17 protein-coding genes and 1 tRNA gene are annotated in these 19,750 nt (G+C 50.0%); 11 read left to right on the top strand and 7 right to left on the bottom strand.

The window, feature by feature from the left end; translation table 11 throughout:
* Positions 1-48 precede the first annotated feature (48 nt).
* Positions 49-1,071, top strand: a complete 1,023-nt coding sequence (locus ACYSNS_RS03915; protein WP_461721908.1) for an Hsp33 family molecular chaperone — start codon at positions 49-51, stop codon at positions 1,069-1,071.
* Positions 1,072-1,084: 13 nt separating this feature from the next.
* Here ACYSNS_RS03915 and ACYSNS_RS03910 read toward each other — a convergent pair whose 3' ends face one another.
* Positions 1,085-1,387 carry a hypothetical protein gene (locus ACYSNS_RS03910; RefSeq protein WP_461721800.1) on the bottom strand — a complete coding sequence of 101 codons (303 nt, stop codon included), beginning with the start codon at positions 1,385-1,387 and terminating at the stop codon, positions 1,085-1,087.
* A gap of 162 nt (positions 1,388-1,549) precedes the next feature.
* Between ACYSNS_RS03910 and ACYSNS_RS03905 the strand changes: the two genes are divergently transcribed.
* Positions 1,550-3,607: a transglycosylase domain-containing protein gene (locus ACYSNS_RS03905; RefSeq protein WP_461721799.1), complete on the top strand. Its 2,058-nt coding sequence runs from the start codon at positions 1,550-1,552 to the stop codon at positions 3,605-3,607.
* 160 nt (positions 3,608-3,767) lie between these two features.
* Complete coding sequence (locus ACYSNS_RS03900) at positions 3,768-4,679, top strand: DUF1402 family protein (protein ID WP_461721907.1); 912 nt, start codon at positions 3,768-3,770, stop codon at positions 4,677-4,679.
* 134 nt (positions 4,680-4,813) lie between these two features.
* On the opposite strand, the gene ACYSNS_RS03895 is transcribed toward ACYSNS_RS03900, so the two are convergent.
* The 3 genes from ACYSNS_RS03895 to ACYSNS_RS03885 form a co-directional block, all read right to left on the bottom strand.
* Complete coding sequence (locus ACYSNS_RS03895; protein ID WP_461721798.1) at positions 4,814-5,230, bottom strand: helix-turn-helix domain-containing protein; 417 nt, start codon at positions 5,228-5,230, stop codon at positions 4,814-4,816.
* Entirely contained in the window at positions 5,227-5,847 is a 621-nt protein-coding gene (locus ACYSNS_RS03890; protein WP_461721797.1) for a Smr/MutS family protein, read from the bottom strand. Before ACYSNS_RS03890 ends, ACYSNS_RS03895 begins: the two co-directional genes overlap by 4 nt.
* Before the next feature lie 380 nt (positions 5,848-6,227).
* Positions 6,228-6,920 (bottom strand): Tim44/TimA family putative adaptor protein, encoded by a 693-nt coding sequence (locus tag ACYSNS_RS03885; RefSeq protein ID WP_461721796.1) that lies wholly within the window; start codon positions 6,918-6,920, stop codon positions 6,228-6,230.
* Positions 6,921-7,106: 186 nt separating this feature from the next.
* Between ACYSNS_RS03885 and ACYSNS_RS03880 the strand changes: the two genes are divergently transcribed.
* Positions 7,107-7,613 (top strand): FxsA family protein, encoded by a 507-nt coding sequence (locus ACYSNS_RS03880; RefSeq protein WP_461721795.1) that lies wholly within the window; start codon positions 7,107-7,109, stop codon positions 7,611-7,613.
* 127 nt (positions 7,614-7,740) lie between these two features.
* The gene (secB, locus tag ACYSNS_RS03875) at positions 7,741-8,217 is read left to right on the top strand and encodes a protein-export chaperone SecB (protein WP_461721794.1); all 477 of its coding nucleotides are present in this window, start codon (positions 7,741-7,743) and stop codon (positions 8,215-8,217) included.
* Between the two features lie 792 nt (positions 8,218-9,009).
* On the opposite strand, the gene rpsA is transcribed toward secB, so the two are convergent.
* The 3 genes from rpsA to aroA all read right to left on the bottom strand — a co-directional run bounded on the left by rpsA (position 9,010) and on the right by aroA (position 12,831).
* Complete coding sequence (rpsA, locus tag ACYSNS_RS03870; RefSeq protein WP_461721793.1) at positions 9,010-10,710, bottom strand: 30S ribosomal protein S1; 1,701 nt, start codon at positions 10,708-10,710, stop codon at positions 9,010-9,012.
* 133 nt (positions 10,711-10,843) lie between these two features.
* Positions 10,844-11,506, bottom strand: a complete 663-nt coding sequence (gene cmk, locus ACYSNS_RS03865) for a (d)CMP kinase (protein ID WP_461721792.1) — start codon at positions 11,504-11,506, stop codon at positions 10,844-10,846.
* Positions 11,503-12,831: a 3-phosphoshikimate 1-carboxyvinyltransferase gene (gene aroA, locus ACYSNS_RS03860; protein WP_461721906.1), complete on the bottom strand. Its 1,329-nt coding sequence runs from the start codon at positions 12,829-12,831 to the stop codon at positions 11,503-11,505. Before aroA ends, cmk begins: the two co-directional genes overlap by 4 nt.
* Positions 12,832-13,117: 286 nt before the next feature.
* On the opposite strand from aroA, the gene ACYSNS_RS03855 reads away from it, so the two are divergent.
* The 6 genes from ACYSNS_RS03855 to ACYSNS_RS03830 all read left to right on the top strand — a co-directional run bounded on the left by ACYSNS_RS03855 (position 13,118) and on the right by ACYSNS_RS03830 (position 19,332).
* A complete protein-coding gene (locus ACYSNS_RS03855) occupies positions 13,118-13,501 on the top strand; it encodes a TIGR02300 family protein (protein WP_461721791.1) in 384 nt (127 codons plus the stop codon).
* A 125-nt stretch (positions 13,502-13,626) separates the two neighbouring features.
* Positions 13,627-13,702 (top strand) — tRNA-Ala (locus tag ACYSNS_RS03850).
* A 148-nt stretch (positions 13,703-13,850) separates the two neighbouring features.
* On the top strand, positions 13,851-14,486 hold the full coding sequence (gene bluB, locus ACYSNS_RS03845; RefSeq protein WP_461721790.1) for a 5,6-dimethylbenzimidazole synthase: 636 nt from the start codon (positions 13,851-13,853) through the stop codon (positions 14,484-14,486).
* 144 nt (positions 14,487-14,630) lie between these two features.
* Entirely contained in the window at positions 14,631-16,469 is a 1,839-nt protein-coding gene (gene ilvD, locus ACYSNS_RS03840; RefSeq protein ID WP_461721789.1) for a dihydroxy-acid dehydratase, read from the top strand.
* A gap of 131 nt (positions 16,470-16,600) precedes the next feature.
* Complete coding sequence (locus ACYSNS_RS03835) at positions 16,601-18,157, top strand: AMP-binding protein (RefSeq protein WP_461721788.1); 1,557 nt, start codon at positions 16,601-16,603, stop codon at positions 18,155-18,157.
* Positions 18,158-18,159: 2 nt separating this feature from the next.
* On the top strand, positions 18,160-19,332 hold the full coding sequence (locus ACYSNS_RS03830; RefSeq protein ID WP_461721787.1) for a thiolase family protein: 1,173 nt from the start codon (positions 18,160-18,162) through the stop codon (positions 19,330-19,332).
* Positions 19,333-19,750: the final 418 nt, after the last annotated feature.

The raw sequence follows: 19,750 nt of genomic DNA, 5'->3' as shown, positions 1-19,750 counted from the left end.
ATCGGCCGACAGGCTATTTTTTGTTTTGTAAAATCTAGCCCTTCAACAATTGAAAACAATAAAAAGAAAGCAAAAACCGTGAGTGAGCAATTCGGTACAGGCGAGGATGCAATCCGTTTAGGCGATTTCCATTTCGCCGGAGATGATGCTGTCGTCCCGTTTGAAGTCCAAGGTCTTGATGCCCGCGGTCGTTCAGTGCAGCTTGGAGCGGCCATTAATTCGATACTGGCGCGCCACCGCTATCCTGATGCCGTTTCGCGCCTTCTGGCCGAGGCCATGGTGCTGACCGTTTTGCTCGGGACATCCTTGAAATTTGACGGGAAATTTATTTTCCAGACCAGCTCCGATGGTCCGGTCAATCTTCTCGTATGCGATTTTCAAACACCTTCCAGCCTGCGCGGCTATGCACGTTTTGATGAAGAGCGATTGCAAAATGCGATCGCCAATGGTGAAACCGCACCCGAACAGCTTCTCGGCAAAGGCACGCTCGCTTTGACGGTCGATCAGGGTGCACATATGCAACGGTATCAGGGCATTGTAGCCTTGGACGGTTCCAACCTTGAAGAAATTGCGCGCAATTATTTTGAGCAATCGGAACAAATTCCCACCGATATCCGTCTGGCAGTGGCAACCTTGTTTGACCGCGATGAGGAGGGCAAGCCAAAGCAGAGTTGGCGTGCCGGCGGAGTTTTGGCGCAGTTCCTGCCACAATCTTCCTTGCATGAAGGGCGTGATGAAAAGGAAAACCAGAAGATCCTGGCCGACCATTGGGCGGAAGTGAAAGCTTTGACCACCACAATCGAAAGCGCGGAAATGACTGACCCGCAAGTCGGAACCGAGCGTCTTTTGTTCCGGCTGTTCCATGAGCATGGCGTGCGCGTTTTCGATGCAACTCCGATTATCGACCGCTGCTCGTGTTCACGCGAAAAAATCGAAAGCGTGTTGAAAGGTTTTTCAGCCGAAGAGCTTGAAGAAAGTGTCGAAGACGGTGAAATTACCGTCGCGTGCGAATTTTGCTCCACGGTTTATCGCTTTACACCGCAAGAACTGCGTGCGCGGGACGAAGCATGATCGAACGGCTTATTCATACCGTTCCATGAGACAACTTGCCGAACAGAGAGAGTAAAAGCCAAGCCAACGCCAGCAGGAAAATAACCAATGCGGCGTTGTTCTTGCTTTTACGCCGCGCCGCAGGCTCGAGCTTTTTCCAACCTGAATTGCGGCATAAAGCGGTAATACCATAGATAATGCCGAAAAAAACGGCTGGTGATAGGAGGTCGGCAAGTGCCCCACCCCAATTTCCATCCGATGCCTTTTGCGCAATCTGAGGCAAGAGAGGCACACAATAGATACAGGTGAGGATAAAGACGGCGACTAATGGAGCCATAGGATAACACGCATTTTGTATCTTCTGAGGGAAACCATTTACTGTTCGTTAAACTGCCGCAATTAAGCCTTAGACGAAAGCGTTTTCGACACATTGCACAGATTGTTTTGATGTTTTGTTTTTATTCTATAGCCCGATATCGCCCGACGGGAGCCGGTTCATATGCGTGTAACTGAAGATGACCGCGCAGTACCGGCGCAAAAAAAGCGTAAAAAGGCTTCAAAAAACGGCAAGCGTCCAAAGCAAAATCGTGGGCTTTTGAGGCGCCTTGTCGGTTGGTGTCTGGTCATTGCCATTTGGGGCGGCGTAGCCTTGGCGTGCTATGTTGGCTATGTAGCATTGAAAATGCCGCAAGCCTCAACATGGGATATTCCGCAGCGCCCGCCAAATGTCCGTATCGTGGACCGCAACGGCGTATTGATTGCCAATCGCGGCGCAACGGGCGGCGAGGCCGTGTCTCTTGCAGAAATGAGCCCGTGGATACCCAAAGCCGTTATAGCGATCGAAGATCGTCGGTTTTACGACCATTACGGCGTCGATCCGGTGGGCATCGGGCGCGCTATGGTGACCAATATTCTTCATGGAAGCGGCAAACAGGGTGGCTCGACCTTGACGCAGCAATTGGCGAAAAATCTGTTTCTTTCGCCCGATCGTACGTTGGAACGGAAGGTGCAGGAGGCGTTGCTTGCCTTGTGGCTTGAGCATAAATACACCAAGGATCAAATCCTGGAAATGTATCTCAACCGTGTCTATCTCGGCTCGGGTGCTTACGGTGTAGAAGCCGCTTCACGCCGATATTTCAATAAGTCTGCGAAAGATATCAATTTGATGGAAGCTGCCACCTTAGCGGGATTGCTCAAGGCGCCATCGCGACTTTCACCTGCACGCGACCCGAAGGCTGCCAATGACCGCGCAAAGTTGGTGCTTGGCGCCATGCGGGAAGAAGGTATGGTGGGCGATGCGGAAGTGGCCATTGCCGAGGCTGAACCGATGACGCGTGCCGAAGCCTATTGGACGGGTTCAGAAAACTATGTTGCCGATCAGGTTGTTGCCCAGCTTCCATTTCTCATCGGCGAGAGCGACAAGGACATTGTCGTGGAAACAACTTTGGATATGTCGTTGCAAAGTGTTGCCGAAGAGGCTATCCGCGATCAGATCGCAGAGAATGGCAAGAAACGCGATGTCAGTCAGGGCGCGCTCGTTTCCATCGACAAAAGTGGTGCCATCCGTGCCCTTGTCGGCGGTGCAGATTATGCGCAAAGTCAATTTAACCGCGCTACCGATGCCAAACGCCAACCGGGTTCCACCTTTAAACCTTTTGTCTATTTAGCAGCGCTGGAAGCTGGCCGCACCCCCAATTCGGTGCGCAATGATGCACCTGTAAAAATCGGAAAATGGACCCCGAAAAACTATGGTGGAAAATATATGGGCGAAGTGACGCTGACGACAGCGCTCTCGCATTCGTTGAATTCGGTAGCAGCCCAGCTCATTATGGAGGTTGGCACCGACAAGGTGATCGAAGTGGCCCATAGGCTTGGTATCCACTCTGCCCTGTCGGACAATGCTTCCATAGCCCTTGGGACATCGGAAGTGAGCCTGATGGAGTTGACCGGCGCTTTTGTGCCCTTCGCCAATGGCGGTTATAAGCCCCAATTGCGCTTGATCGCGCGCGTGAAAGATACTCAAGGCAAAACACTCTATGACTTTGGTGACATCACCGCCACCCGGGTTATACAATCGGATATTGTGGGCATGATGAATGCGATGCTTGCACAAACTGTCGAAAATGGTACGGCAAAACACGCAGCTATCGGCCGCCCTGCCGCCGGAAAAACCGGCACCAGCCAGGATTTCCGCGATGCCTGGTTCATCGGCTATACTGCTGATTATGTCACCGGCGTGTGGTTTGGAAATGATGACGGGCAATCCATGAAAACCATATCGGGCGGATCATTGCCGGTGCGTGCTTGGAAAGCCTATATGAGTGTCGCCGAAAAATCATTGCCTATTACGCCCCTCCCCGGCAATTACAATTTGGAAAACGCAATTCCCGGTGGCAGCGATATTCTGCCCGAAAGCGATCAATCGACATCGCAACCTTATCCGGCTGTGCAGAACAATAATGACGGCTATTGGGCGCCGCGCCCGCCAGCTGACATTGGAGAACAACAGCAACCACCGAGAAAAAGGACATTGTTTGATATTTTGCGTGGCAGATAAGTCGCGCAAATACGATAAAGTTCGAGGTTCAGCACTTTTATACTCGACTCTCCAACGCCCGTTTCCTAAGAGAAAATGTCACTTCATTTCAGGAGGGGGTCGAGCCTTGCGGACCGTTATTGCAAAATTATGTCTGATCGTGGTGTTTTCATGCACGTTTATGCTGGAAGCACAGGCTATAACCGTTGTTCCGCCCGGCAACCGCAATAGCGTACAACCGCCAATACCTGGTGCATCAGCAAAACGCACCCGCGAATTGCAAACAAGTTATGCTGCAAAATACACCAAAATCTACACGTTATTGAAAAACGATCCTAAATTGCGCGCCCGCATTATCGCGTCTGCAAAAGCATATGGCATAGACCCTATCCATATTGCCGGTGCCATTATCGGCGAACACACCTATAATGTCGACGTCTATGACCGTTTGCAAACCTATTATGTCAAAGGCATGTCCTATGTAAATCAGGGCGTTCAATTTGCCTATAATGGTGAAGATGTGAGCCATTTTGTCAAACGTCCACAGTTTTCATCCTGTACAAGCATGAATGACAGCTATCGTCTATGGACGTGTCGCGAGGCCGTTTGGGACAATGATTTTCGCGGAAAAACCGTAGATGGCGTCAAATATCCCAATAACCGTTTTAGCGCAGTTTTCTTCCAGCCGTTTTTTGCCGGTCAGACCTTCGGACTTGGACAGGTAAACCCGCTGACGGCGTTGATGATGTCCGATCGTGTCAACCGTATCTCAGGATTGCCGAAGCTAAACGCCGAAAATGGCGGTCAGGTCTATAAAACCATTATGGATCCCGACCTTACAATTCCCTATATTGCTGCCACCATTCGCCAATCAATTGATGCCTATCGTCAAATCGCCGGTTTTGATATCTCGCAAAATCCCGGTCTTACAGCCACACTCTACAATACTGGCGGCGCAGAAGCGCGAGCACGCGCACTCGCTGCGCAAAACAAACAGGCGTTGAGTAGCGGCGGCACCCCAAAACTGCCACAAGAAAATTACTACGGTTGGTTTGTAAATTCCAAGATCGATGATTTGAAAAAATTATTCTAGAGCATTTCCAACAAAAGTTGACAGACTTTTGTGTTAGGATAATGCGACAAAACAAAGAGTTAGAGCGTATCCATGCCACAATCAAAAACGGATTCACTCTAACGGCATTGCCAACAAACTATTTCGTGCGTGGATCAGTCTTTACTGACAAGCTCGATATCGCTTTGGTCATACGCGCTTGATTGATTATCGCTGTTCGCCGATTGATCAAGACGTTCAGCCAAGACAGCGATATCCGTCTGCGATAGCCGCCCGATTTCGCGTGACAAACGGTTGGCAAAAGCTGTTGCCTCAACGGAAAGTCCAGACGTATCAATGACCACGCGCGGATGTGATATTCCCGCAAGGACAATCAACTCGTCCGCTTCATCCCATATAATATTGAGGTAGGTGATCATCCTCTGTACGAGAGGAAAACTTGGGGCTCCCCGTTTTCCATGTTCAAGCGCTGAAAGATAGGCGGGCGATACACCGATTCCTTCGGCCATCTGCTTTTGCGACAATCCACGTTCGGCACGCAATTGCCGGATTTTCTCACCAAACGGTGTCATCGTTGCGTGACCGTAGCGATCCGACGCAAGCGAATGTAAAGCGCGCCGTGACCGCCATGATGGCGGGCGGCATCTTCAAATGACGAGACAATCTGGCGAAAAGGCGGCGTGGACAGCCAATGGGGAACCGATTGCCGCAATATTCCGTCACTACCCGGTGACGTGCCCTTACCGGTAATCACCAGCACATGGCGCAATCCCCGACTATTGGCCGACTGCAAAAAATGCAACAAGAGCGAATAGGCTTCGCTTTGGATCAGACCGTGTAAATCAACCCGTCCATCAATATGGATACGGCCTTTAGCAATTTTTCGGTGCGTTGGTTTATCGAAGGGATGTAAACGCGTTGTGTCGGTCGCTGCCTTCGTGGTGGATTTGGGCGATGCTTCTGCCCGGATCAACTGTGTCTCTCCCACAGCACGGGCGAATACGTCGCTCGCACTTTCGATCTCGATCATTTCAACTTCGTTGCGATGAAGCGGGATTGCACTCCGGCGCACCGCGTCCCATAGGATGCGGTCTTCAGCATGGAGTAAACCATGTTTCTGCTGCTGCGCGCCTTTTGCCATATTGTTTGAAATACCCTTGTGGTGACCGCGCCAAGCGACACTTAACATTGTTCTACCAACCTCTAGGCCGCGGCGACAATTTAACTTTTCATTGCGTTGGTGCAAAAATTTTGGCTAAATAGGAGAAAAATCGCAAACGGTGTAGCCCACCGCCAAGAATTTTCGACGCATTCAGGCAAGATTTTTGCCCAACCCTTTCAGGGCCTTGCCAAAATGGCCCTGTTTGTTGTCGTTTATCGTCAAATATGCACCGCATGTTTTCCTCTTCACTCCTAAAACATGGCCATTTTTGCTATGGCGCAATAAATAGTAAAATTGTCACCGCGGCCTAGCGCAAATCGTCTATATTTCGGGCCAACAGATTTGCTCTATCTCTTTTTTTCACATCATCCGGACACAAAATTCCATCAACTATTGTTGGAAATGCTCTATTGGTCGTCTTGCGTTGCAACCAGTTTCCAATTCGGATCACGCGAACGGCTATTGCGCGAAAAAGTCCAAATATCCGTGATTTCTGCAATCACTTCAGGATCGCCGTCAACCAGCTTCTCATCACTGTCATAAGTAGCAGAAATAATTTCGCTGACGATACGCATCGTTACAAGTTCATCTGCATCCTGCATTTCAGCGTCAACGATTTCAGCCTTGTCGATGCCGACAAATGTGAAACGAACTGACTCACCATTTTTCTTTCGGGCATCAATGGCTTGTGAAAAGCCCTCATAGACATCCTTCGACAAAAGCGCCTTCAAACCGTTTTTATCACCATTGGCAAATGCGGTAACAATCATTTCATAGGCCACCCGTACGCCATCGACAAATGATTGCGGCGAAAATGACGGATCGGCTTTGCGGATAGCCCTCAAACCATCATTCAATTCACTGCCTGCCGCAGAAACATTATCAATATCGGAAAAATCATCTGGCTGTCTTGCTTCACGTTTGGGCAAAGACACGACATTATCGGAAGGTGCATCATCCGACTGCTTCCTCATTTCCGGTGCATTCGGATCGAAAGGCGGACGCTCAAATCCTGTTCTTTTGCCCAATACGCTTCGTAGCTGTAAGAACACCACAACAGCAATCACCAGTGCTATAACCATTACAATGTCGAATTCCATCAGCGCGGCCAATCTCCAAAAAAACAAAACTTTTTGCTGCACTATGATTTACAGCGGCGGGATACCGTTAAACATATAGAACACCTGAAGCTATCATTCAAATATTGCTTTTCAATTCCTATTTAAAGACGCAATGCTATAATAGTATGCGGGTTCCCGACAGTGGCCCCGAAAGGAAAAGAAACATTGAATCGTTCTTATCAAGCAAAGCCCGGAATTGCCGGATTGATATTCCTCGCTGCGGTTTTCATCGAGATTGCCGGATTTATCGTCGTTGGTAGCGAGATCGGCGTATTGGCCACCCTTGGTCTCATCGTCTTGTCCATATTGGCGGGCTGTATATTGTTGCGGCTGCAAGGCCTTAGCCTTTTGACAACCATGCAGAAAGAGTTGGCAGCTGGTAAAGTTCCCGACCGCGAAATTGCCCATGGAGCCTTGATGATTTTGGGTGCTATTTTGCTGATTATACCGGGTTTCGTCAGCGATATTATTGGCATATTGCTTTTCATCCCGCCGGTGCGTGATGTTATCTGGCGTTTTATTTCAAAGCGTGTCAGCGTCAAAACTGAATTTCGCGGCAATTTTCGTCACGAAGATGGGCAGACGATCGATCTTGACGCCGACGATTATCATTCATCAGACCCAGATCATTCTCCATGGAAGAAAAACGATAGTGACCGGCTTTTGCCCTGACCGGAACCACGGAAAAATGTGAAAGGGATGCGGGCTTTTATTGCAAGATGATGCGTGACATGATAGCCAAGAGCATCTTTAAACCCAGATGGCAGGCCCTTGCCAGCGACAAGAGAAGGTTTTGAACATGGCCGAAGGCGATGCAAACAATAATGGCGAAACACCGGTATTCACAGTACTGACGCAGTATCTCAAGGATTTCTCATTTGAAAGCCCGAATGCGCCCGAAGCTTTGCGCCCGCGCGACAAGGCACCTGAAATCGATATCGGCATCAATGTAAACGCCAATCCGATTGGCGACGACAATTATGATGTTGTGCTTAGCCTTTCCGCCAAAGCAGGCGACGGCAAAGACATGCTTTTCAACGTGGAATTGGTCTATGGCGGTGTATTCCGCGTCAAAAATATTCCACAAGAGCACGTTATGCCGTTGGTATTCATCGAATGCCCACGTTTGTTGTTTCCCTTCGCACGCCAGATCGTCGCAGATGCAACACGTAATGGCGGCTTCCCGCCATTGATGATCGATCCTATCGATTTTGCCGGGCTCTTCCAAAAACGTATTGCTGAAGAGCAGGCACGGGCGCAGGTTCAGCCTTCTTGAAAATAGTCATCATTCTTGTCATTGTATGACTTGAAGATGCGCGTTCAAGCACCCCTGAAGATCACTTCAGGGGTGTTTTTTATTGCGTGGGTATCGGCTACCCTTCTTATTCAATAGCGATAGCCACTTTATGGTTTCAATGGACAAAAGAGCGCTTGCTACGGATGCAGAAACTAAAGGAATTGTTTTCCGATATCGTGCGGTCTATCGCACCCCGTCAAACCATCCACCACATTTCAAGACCAAATGATTTGTCATCTTGCTCTCAAAGGCCGTCAGTTGTCATGCATGGCAAATAGCTGTGGTTTTCAAACATCTCGTCATCCGCACTGGTGCGATGAGACATCACGTTTTGGAACGGCATTCTTGCGGTGAACAACTATCTGGCATACGGGCAGCCCCTATTGAGAAACAAAGCTTAAATTTCAGATATGGCGTTGCCCTAAAACCGGTTCCCACTTTTGCGCGACATGAACTTTCCCATCGCATGGCGTTATCCCAAAACCGGTTCCCACTTTTGCGCGACATGAACTTTCCCATCGCACGGCGTTATCCCAAAACCGGTTCCCACTTTTGGGCGACATGAATTTTCCCATCGCATGTCGTTATCCCAAAACCGGTTCCCACTTTTGCGCGACATGAACTTTCCCATCGCATGTCGTTATCCCAAAACCGGTTCCCACTTTTGGGCGACATGCTATACCAAAAAAGAAAACCCGCCAAAAGGCGGGCTTTCTCATTCCATCAATTACCCCTAACAGGCAATCGTGAGACTATTTTAACAACAGGATATTAGTCCTGTTCTTGCTTCTTCAAAGCAGCACCGAGAATATCGCCAAGCGAAGCGCCGGAATCCGTTGAACCATACTGGGCAACAGCTTCTTTTTCTTCAGCGATTTCCAATGCCTTGATCGATACGGAAAGCTTGCGGCTCTTCTTATCAAAAGCGATCACACGTGCATCAACCTTCTGGCCGACGGTGAAACGCTCAGGGCGCTGCTCATCACGGTCACGCGACAAGTCGGCGCGACGGATGGTTGTTTCCAGATCGTGGTCAACCAGCTTCACATCAACGCCGTTGTCGCTGATGCCAGTGACTTCACAGGTTACAACCGCACCCTTACGAAGATCGCCAGATGCTGCTGCTTCACCAACCTTGTCGCCTGAAAGCTGCTTGATACCGAGCGAAATACGCTCTTTTTCAACATCAACATCAAGAACAACAGCCTTTACGACATCGCCCTTATTGTATTCGTCGATGACCTGTTCGCCCGGACGGTTCCAGTCGAGATCTGACAAGTGAACCATACCGTCGACATCGCCTTCGAGGCCGATGAAGAGACCGAACTCTGTCTTGTTCTTGACTTCGCCTTCAACCTGCGAATTGACAGGGAATTTGTCAGCAAAAGTTGTCCATGGATTTTCAAGGGTCTGCTTGAGACCGAGAGAAATACGACGCTTGGCCGGATCCACTTCGAGAACAACAACTTCGACTTCCTGCGAGGTCGAGAGAAGTTTTCCAGGATGAACGTTTTTCTTGGTCCAGCTCATTTCTGAAACGTGGATAAGACCTTCAATGCCTGGCTCGATTTCAACGAATGCACCGTAGTCAGTGATATTTGTGACTGCACCGGTGATCTTTTTGCCGATTGGATACTTCGCACCGATACCATCCCAAGGATCGCTTTCAAGCTGCTTCATGCCGAGCGAGATGCGATGTGTTTCCTGGTTGATACGGATGATCTGAACCTTCACAGTCTGACCGATTGTGAGGATTTCAGAAGGATGGTTGACACGGCGCCATGCCATATCGGTGACGTGCAACAGACCGTCAATGCCGCCGAGATCGACGAATGCACCATAATCGGTAATGTTTTTAACCACACCCTCAACGACCTGACCTTCTTCAAGGTTCTGGACGATTTCCGAACGCTGCTCTGCACGGCTTTCTTCAAGCACTGTACGACGTGATACAACGATATTGCCACGACGACGATCCATTTTCAGGATTTCAAATGGCTGTGGGTTGTGCATCAATGGCGTTACGTCACGGATCGGACGAATATCAACCTGGCTGCGCGGCAAGAAGGCAACTGCACCATCAAGATCAACAGTGAAACCACCCTTGACCTGACTGAAGATAACGCCTTCAACGCGTTCACCCGCATTGAATTTTTCTTCAAGACGAACCCAGCTTTCTTCGCGGCGCGCTTTTTCGCGCGAAAGAACAGCTTCACCCATCGCATTTTCGATGCGTTCGACATAAACTTCAACTTCATCGCCCGGCTTCAACGTGCCGTCTTTGCCCTTGGCTCCAAATTCCTTCAAAGGAATACGGCCTTCAACCTTCAGACCGGCATCGATGATAGCCATGTCTTTTTCGATTGCGATGATGCGGCCTTTAACAACCGAACCTTCGGCCAAATCATTGGTCTGGAAGGATTCAGCCAAAAGGGCTTCGAAATCCGCCATTGTGGGATTATATTGTGACATAGAAACTCCTGAAAAGTGCCAAAAATGTCAGGCACAAGCGCCGGGTTAGTGTTAAGACCACACAGTTTCCGAACCGCCCCGTATATAACGGGAGTATTTTGGCGCATGGCCGAAAACTATATTTTAAATGTTTTCAATCGCCAAAGCTTTGATGAACAGGGTCGATCAAGGCGCAGGCTGCTGCAAACGCTGCTTCTATACTCAATTTTGTTGTATCAAGCAAGTGCGCATCCGCCGCCGGTTTCAGCGGGCCTTCGGCGCGGTTCATATCACGCTCATCACGCCGCTCAAGATCAGCCAGAATGTCCGCATAATCAGCCGCGCCACCTTTTGCTATGATTTCCTTGTAACGGCGCTCGGCCCGCGCTTGCGGCGAGGCAAGAATATAGAGTTTCACATCGGCATCAGGACAGACTACCGTGCCGATATCGCGGCCATCCAAGACGGCGCCAACGCCCATTTGGGAAAACTGTCTTTGTGCGGCGACAAGGACTTTACGTAAATTCGCCATCACCGCCACTTTTGATGCGGCCTCGCCAATTGCGTGGCTCGACAACTCGGCAGGATCAAGCCTGCTTAAATCAAGTGACTGTGCCACCGAAATGGCCACATTCTCATCGTCAAGCGGTAAAGCTTTTTGCAAAAGAGCATTTGCCACAGCGCGATAGGTTAAGCCGGTATCGAGGTGGGGCAGGTGATAATGCAATGCGAGCTTTCGCGCCAAAGTGCCTTTACCTGATGCGGCGGGCCCATCTATGGCAATGACGAATGGCTTGGCCCGTTTCAAAGATGTCATTGAATCTTTGCCCCAAGTTTCACCATCAGATCCATAAATTCCGGAAAGCTGGTTGCGATCATGCGTCGATCATCAATACTGACCGGTTTTTCCGAAGCCAAACCCAATGTCAAAAAACTCATGGCAATGCGATGGTCAAGATGCGTTGTTACCGTTCCACCACCCAGCCCTTTGCCGCTCGGCTGCCCGAAGACAACCAGAAAATCTTCGCCTTCCTGACATTCAATGCCATTGGCCTTCAAACCGTTTGCCACAGCAGAAAGGCGGTCTGACTCTTTAACGCGCAGTTCCTCCACCCCTTCCATGACTGTCTTGCCTTCGGCAAATGCAGCAGCAACGGCCAGCACCGGATATTCATCAATCATCGATGGTGCACGATCTTTCGGCACCGTCACACCCTTTAACACCGAAGAGCGGACACGGATATCGGCGACATCCTCGCCTCCAGCCTGCCGCTTATTTTCGAATTCGATATTGCCGCCCATTTCCAACAATGTCTGGATCAATCCTGTGCGGGTGGGATTTAACAGAACATTCTCGATCGTGATGTCAGAGCCTTCCACCAGCAAAGCCGCCACCAATGGAAAAGCCGCAGAAGATGGATCGCCCGGCACATCAATGATCTGCCCCTGCAACTCGCCCTGCCCCTGTAACTGGATGTGGCGAACACCTTCGGCATCAGTCTCCACTTCAAGGTCGGCACCGAAGCCCACAAGCATTTTCTCTGTATGATCCCGCGTCATAACAGGCTCTATCACCGTCGTGATACCCGGCGTATTCAAACCGGCAAGAAGCACAGCCGATTTGACCTGCGCCGAAGCCATCGGCACACGATAGGTGATCGGGCTTGCCATCACCGGTCCCCGCAATGTCAATGGCAAGCGGTCGCCCTCAGCAGCTTCAACCTGCACACCCATCAAGCGCAATGGATCCAGTATACGCCCCATCGGCCGTTTCGATAATGATGCGTCACCGATAAAACTGGTTTTCATTGCATAGGTGCCGACAAGCCCCATCGTCAACCTTGCTCCAGTACCGGCATTTCCAAAGTCCAAAGGCGCTTCAGCTTCCAGCAAACAGCCATTTCCCGTACCATTGATAATCCACTCATCACCCTCTTTGCGGATTTGCGCACCCATGGCTTGCATCGCCTTGCCGGTGTTGATCACATCCTCACCTTCAAGGAGACCGGTGATGCGCGTCTCGCCATTTGCCAAACCGCCAAACATGAATGAACGATGCGATATGGACTTGTCGCCGGGAATACGGATATGGCCGGAAAGGCTTTCGGATTTCTTGGCAATGGCGGGTATCGGCTTTTGCATGGCTACCTGTTTTCTATTGTCTTTCGCGGGAAATGAATGGGTTCTAACATAAGCTTTTGTGTCCGTCATGGGAAAATGCATAGCAACAGCACTGTTTATCTTTGACAAATGCACTAATTTGCGCTTAAGCACCGTGAAAAGATTTTTTTGATGAAACCATAGAGCGTTTTCATTATAAGCGGGATTGAAACATCTGCTTGAAAACGCACCTAAACAAAGGCGTCGGATTATTTCGGGTTGTTTTTGCAAACCGTCAATCACCCGACCAACCAAAGAGGCTCGGTCCATGGCAAAACCTGAACTTGGAACCAAACGTGTAGACCCGGAAACGGGCAAGAAATTTTATGACCTCAATCGTGATCCGATTGTGTCTCCCTATACTGGCATTTCCTATCCGCGTTCTTATTTCGAAGCTTCAGCCGAAGCCAAGGGTGAAGAGCAGGAAGAAGAAGCCGAAGAGCTGGATACAGCTTTGGAAAAGCCTGAATTCATTTCGCTGGAAGATGCGGATGATGAAAACAAGGGCGACGATGACCTTCCTGATCTGGGCGATGATGATGTCGACCTTGGTGACGATGACGATGCGTTCTTGCCTGATGATGAAGATGACGAAGACGATGATGTCAGCGGCATCCTTGGCGGCGGCGTTCCAAACGACGACGATATCTAATAAATTCATGAGGGAAGGTGCGGTCTTTTTATCAAGATTGCAAATTCCCTCTTGATCTTCGGCGTGTCTCACTTTATGAACCCGCCCAAGCAGTTCATCTGCACTTTGCCAATCCGGCATGGATTGGGGCTATAGCTCAGCTGGGAGAGCGCTTGCATGGCATGCAAGAGGTCAGCGGTTCGATCCCGCTTAGCTCCACCAACTTCTTTTTCAACTCGCGTAAACGCCGTCACTTTGTCTAAGCAGCCAGTCCTTCACCGGCTATAATAGCAATGAATCATTCGCGTGCTCATATCGCGAATATTATTTTGCGGGTTGGTTTTTAAACTGAAAAGCACCATGATGCCTTATGCTTGAAGATATTTACACCACCATTCGTGCGCGCCGCGATGTACGCGATGAATTTTTACCCACAACACTGGAAGACGACGTGATTATGCGGCTTCTCGACGCGGCCCATCACGCGCCTTCCGTCGGCTTCCAACAACCGTGGAACTTTCTGCTTATCAGCGATGCGGTTCGCAAAACGCAGGTAAAAGAAATCTTTGCCCGCGCGCAAGCCGAAGAAGCCCTTATTTTCGATGATGAGAAACAAAGGCAATATCACGCACTTAAACTGGAAGGGATTGTTAAGGCCCCCCTTAACATCGTGGTCACTTGTGACCGGGCGCGAGACGGCACGCAGGGTCTTGGCCGTTTCCACAATCCACAAATGTCAGCCTATAGCTGCGTCTGTGCCGTACAAAACCTTTGGTTGGCAGCACGCGCTGAAAATATCGGCGTTGGCTGGGTTTCCATCTACCATGAACCTGATTTACGGGCGCTGCTGAAAATTCCTCAACATATCGAAATCATCGCTTATCTTTGCATTGGCTATGTCAGCCATTTCTATGAAACACCGGAATTGCAACAAAAGGGCTGGCGGCAGCGCGTACCGCTGGAGCAGCTGATCTATTATGAAACATGGCCCGATGATGCGCAATAATATTGCGCATTTTAGTCTTTAATTTTGCAATTATAAGCCAAATGTGATCGCATCTCCTATCAAAAAGGCGGTCAAAAGCCTTGCGTTTGGCGGCTGTCTGCTGCACAACAAAAGCTAGATTGGAATTATTCAAGGAAATGAAAAATGCCTCCCTATCGCTCTAGAACCTCCACCCATGGCCGCAACATGGCCGGTGCGCGCGGCCTTTGGCGCGCCACAGGTATGAAAGACGGAGATTTTGGTAAGCCGATTATTGCTATCGCCAACTCGTTTACGCAATTTGTGCCCGGACATGTCCATTTGAAAGATTTGGGCCAATTGGTCGCGCAGGAAGTTGCCAAAGCCGGCGGAGTCGCAAAAGAATTCAACACCATCGCCGTTGATGACGGTATCGCCATGGGGCATGACGGCATGCTCTATTCATTGCCATCACGTGAGATTATCGCCGACTCGGTTGAATATATGGTCAACGCCCATTGTGCCGATGCTCTGGTTTGCATTTCCAATTGTGATAAAATCACACCCGGTATGTTGATGGCCTCGATGCGCTTGAACATCCCGACCATTTTCGTTTCCGGCGGCCCTATGGAAGCAGGTAAGATCAAGTGGAAAGACAAGGATCTTTCGGTTGATCTGATTGACGCCATGGTTGCTGCAGCCGATGACAACAATAGCGATGCGGAAATTGCCGATATGGAGCGTGCAGCCTGCCCGACATGCGGATCATGCTCAGGTATGTTTACCGCCAACTCCATGAATTGCTTGACCGAGGCTCTTGGCCTTTCCTTGCCGGGCAATGGCTCGACATTGGCAACCCATTCAGACCGCCAGCGTCTATTTGAAGAAGCCGGACGACGCATTGTCGGTCTTGCAAAACGTTATTATGAAAATGATGACGCGACAGTTCTTCCCCGTTCGATTGCTTCTTTTGAAGCGTTTGAAAACGCGATGACATTGGATATTTCCATGGGGGGATCAACCAACACGGTTCTGCATCTTCTGGCAGCAGCCCAAGAAGGCGAAATCGATTTTACCATGGCGGATATCGACCGTCTATCACGCCGCGTACCTGTCCTTTGTAAAGTGGCGCCGGCTGTCGCCAATGTGCACATGGAAGATGTTCACCGCGCTGGCGGCATAATGGCAATCTTGGCTGAACTTGATCGCGCAGGCCTGATTGAGAATACAACCTACACAGTCCACGAGCCGACAATGAAAGACGCATTGCGTCAGTGGGACGTAAAGCAGACCAATGATCCGGCGGTGCATGAATTCTTCCGTGCCGCACCGGGCGGCATACCGACGCAAACCGCTTTCAGCCAATCGCGGCGCTATGATGCGGTTGACCTTGACCGCGAAAAGGGTGTTATCCGCGATTTTGATCATGCCTATTCGAAGGATGGCGGTCTGGCTGTTCTTTATGGCAATCTGGCGGAAGATGGCTGTATTGTAAAAACTGCCGGTGTTGACGATTCCATTCTGAAATTCAAAGGCCCTGCCCGCATTTTTGAAAGTCAGGATTCGTCTGTATTGGCTATTCTGAACGGCAAAATCAAACCGGGTGACATTGTGCTTATCCGTTATGAGGGGCCGCGTGGCGGGCCGGGCATGCAAGAAATGCTATACCCTACCAGCTACCTGAAATCCAAAGGATTGGGCAAAGCCTGTGCTTTGATTACCGACGGTCGGTTTTCGGGCGGTTCGTCCGGCCTATCTATTGGCCACGTTTCGCCGGAAGCCGCCGAAGGTGGTACAATTGGTCTTGTCGAAGAAGGTGACATCATCGAGATCGACATTCCCAATCGTAAAATCCATCTTTCTGTCGATGATGCAGAAATTGCCCGTCGTCGTGAAAAGATGGAAGAGAAAGGGGCATCTGGATGGCAACCGGAAGAAGTACGTAAGCGCAAAGTATCAAAGGCACTCAAAGCTTATGCTGCCATGACCACCTCGGCCGCAAAAGGTGCCGTAAGACAGATCTAGCCTTCTGTTAAAACGCCTTACCCATGGCTGTATGTTATGCTCTGGGTAAGGCGTTTTGCTTTAAATAAAGCTTGCATGCGTCCCCATTATCTCCTTTATCAAGGCGATATTATTGCAAAGGGAGGGCGCCTATGCCGATCATCGATGCCGTTGCCAAATATGCTGATGAGATACCTCGGTCCATCGCCGTCAACATTGATGGCTGCACACTCGATTATGCGGCGCTCTATGCGCATGCACAGCGTTTCCGCTATGCGCTGGCAACGATCGACAAAAGGCAGAACCAATCGGTCAACCTGCCAGAGAACGGCCGACTGGTTCTTTTAGCGCTGCCCAATCATCATCTTTTTGCAGAAATCTTTACCGGCGCATCGGCATCGCCCCATTGTGTCGCTGTTCTTTCTGTCGAAACTCCGGCCGCGCAGATAACCGAAATTATCAAGCGCTTGCAGCCCGATCTGATTGTCTGTGATAAAGCGGACAGCATCGTGGGAAAAATTGCCCAACAATCGGGAGCGCGGGTTTTGGCTGTTGACGATGGCGGCCAAACCGACAACAATTATGAACGTTTTCTGCAAGCCGGCGCTGAATTTCTATCGTATGAAGACTGCCCCGATCATCCGTTCTTTATCGGCTTTACATCGGGAACAACCGGACTGCCAAAAGCTTTTATCCGCACACGGGACAGTTGGCGAAAGTCGCTTGAAGGCGGACGGGATGTTTTTGCTTTAAAACCCATGCAAAACACGGTAGCGCCCGGCCCTATGGCACATGGTGTTACACTTTATGCTTTGGCAGAATGTCTGGATAGCGGTCAGACGTTTTATGGCGTTCAACATTTCGAAGCCGATAAACTGCTCGCAATCCTCCCGGAGGCGGATCGTTTTATCGGTGTGCCAACCATGTTGACTGTGCTTTGTAAGGCTGCCGAAACCAACAACATTGTCTTCCCACGCCTCGGCCAGCTTGTAACCGGAGCATCCAAATTTGACAAACAGCATTTTGAACAGGCAAAGCGGCTGTTTCCATCAACAAAGATCCTGCAATATTACGGCGCTTCGGAATTGAGCTTTGTGGCAGTGAACGAAATGGCCTCGGCATTGATGGAAGGCAATGCAATGATGTCTCCGGTTGGCCAGGCATTCCCAGGGGTAAAAGTCAGCATACGCGACCAGAACGGCAAGATTTGTGCATGTGGCGACATTGGGACTATATTTGTCGAGAGCGCATTGATTGCCATAGGCTATCTCTGGGGTGATAATGGCCAGTCGTTCAAGAAAACCGCTTATGGTGCCACGGTCGGCGACCTCGGTGTACAGGATGAGAATGGCAATCTTTTCGTTTTGGGGCGGGCTGGGAATATGATTATTTCCGGTGGCAATAATATCTATCTGGCTGAAATAGAAACGGTACTCAAAGCCATAGACGGCATTGAAGACGCAGTCGCTTTCGGTCTTGATGATGATATTTATGGGCAACGTTTGGTTGCGGTCATCCGCTTTGAAAATCACGCACGCCTTTCCAAAGATATGATTATTGCAGCTTGTCTTGAACAACTTCCTAAATTTAAACTGCCCAGAGAATTCTATGTGATCGACACATGGCCAATGACGTGGAGCGGAAAAATCGCGCGGGTGCAGGTGATGGCCATACTCGAAAAAGCCACAGGTCAATTGGAAAGATTGTAACAATGGATGAAACCCGCCAGCCCGTTATTATTGCCGCCTTGCGGACACCTATTGCACGCGCTTTCGGTGCACTTGGCATGGTGGATGTCCATGATCTTGCAGCGCCTCTCATTAAAGCGCTTTTAGCTGAAACCAATGTTGCGGCTGGCGCGATTGACGATGTGATCATGGGCAACGCTGCCGGCGGTGGCGGCAATCTGGCCCGACTTGCCGCTTTGACAGCCGGCATGCCGGTTGACGTTGCCGGACAGACAGTCGATCGCCAATGCGGCTCGGGGCTTGAAGCTATTATTCAAGCATGCCGCCTGATTGCTGCAGGTGCGGGTTCCTATTATATCGCGGGTGGGGCCGAGAGTGTCAGTACGGCCCCATGGCGCGTACACCGCCCGAAAAAGCCCGTCGAAATGCCGCAATTTTTCAACAAGGCTCGTTTCTCACCCGATGAAGTTGGCGATCCGACAATGGGGATTGCTGCTGAAAATGTTGCCAAACAGTATGATATCACAAGAGAAAGGCAGGATGCTTTCGCCCTGCAAAGCCATACACGCGCAGTTGCAGCGCAAAAAGCAGGCTCCTTCGATGACGAGGTTGTGCCCCTTAAAACGCCGCAAGGTTTGTTTGAGCAAGATGATTGCCCACGCAGTGGCTTGTCATTGCAAACACTGGCGAGACTGAAACCGGTATTTCTAGAGAAAGGCAGTGTCACCGCCGGCAATGCCTGTCCGCTCAATGATGGTGCATCGCTGGTGCTTGTCACCTCGCAAGCCGAGGCAAAGCGCTTGGGCATAGGCCATGGGTTGCATTTCGTTGACAGTGCCGTTGCCGGTGTTGACCCCAATCTTCTTGGGATTGGTTCGGTTGCATCAACACGAAAATTGCTGGTTCGAAATCCCACGGTGAAAATTGCAGATTTTTCCTTGATAGAATTCAACGAAGCTTTTGCGGCGCAGGTTCTGGCCTCGTTGGATGCGTTGGAAATCAAACCGGATGCCGTTAATAGGCAGGGCGGTGCGATTGCACTCGGCCACCCGTTCGGGGCATCCGGCGCCGTTATGGTAACGCGCTTGTTTTTCCAGATGAAGGGTATGCCTTCGGGAGCGTTAGCACTTGCAACGATGGGTATTGGCGGCGGCATGGGCTTAAGCTCGATGTTTAAACCCTATCGTGCAGACTGACCGTGTGCTGTCGTTTCTTGCAATCAACGGCATTGGAAAATCCGCGGCAGGCACTCGCCGAGGATATTCCATTTCTTAGAGTGAATCCGTTTGTTAATTGAGGCGTGGATTCACTCTAGAGCACATTCGCTGTTCGATGAATCGAACATGCGCTCTATGCCTTTGCTTTTGCCGCATTTTTTGTCCGATAGGAGCAGGGTAAAGAATTGATCCGGTGAATCAATTCTCCTGCGGATGCGCTTCACACTTTTCGGAAAATGCTCTAACTCTCCGTTTTATCGCATTGTCCTGACACAAAAGTCTGTCAACTTTTGTTGGAAATGCTCTAAAGCAAATCTTCTTTTTGTTGGGGCGTGGATTTGCTCCAGATTTTTTATTTGTCGCATTGTCCAACGAAAAAGCTGATTCAACTTTTTCT

This window comes from Bartonella sp. LJL80 (genome assembly GCF_054871565.1).
This window is presented reverse-complemented; position numbering and strand designations above follow the sequence as displayed.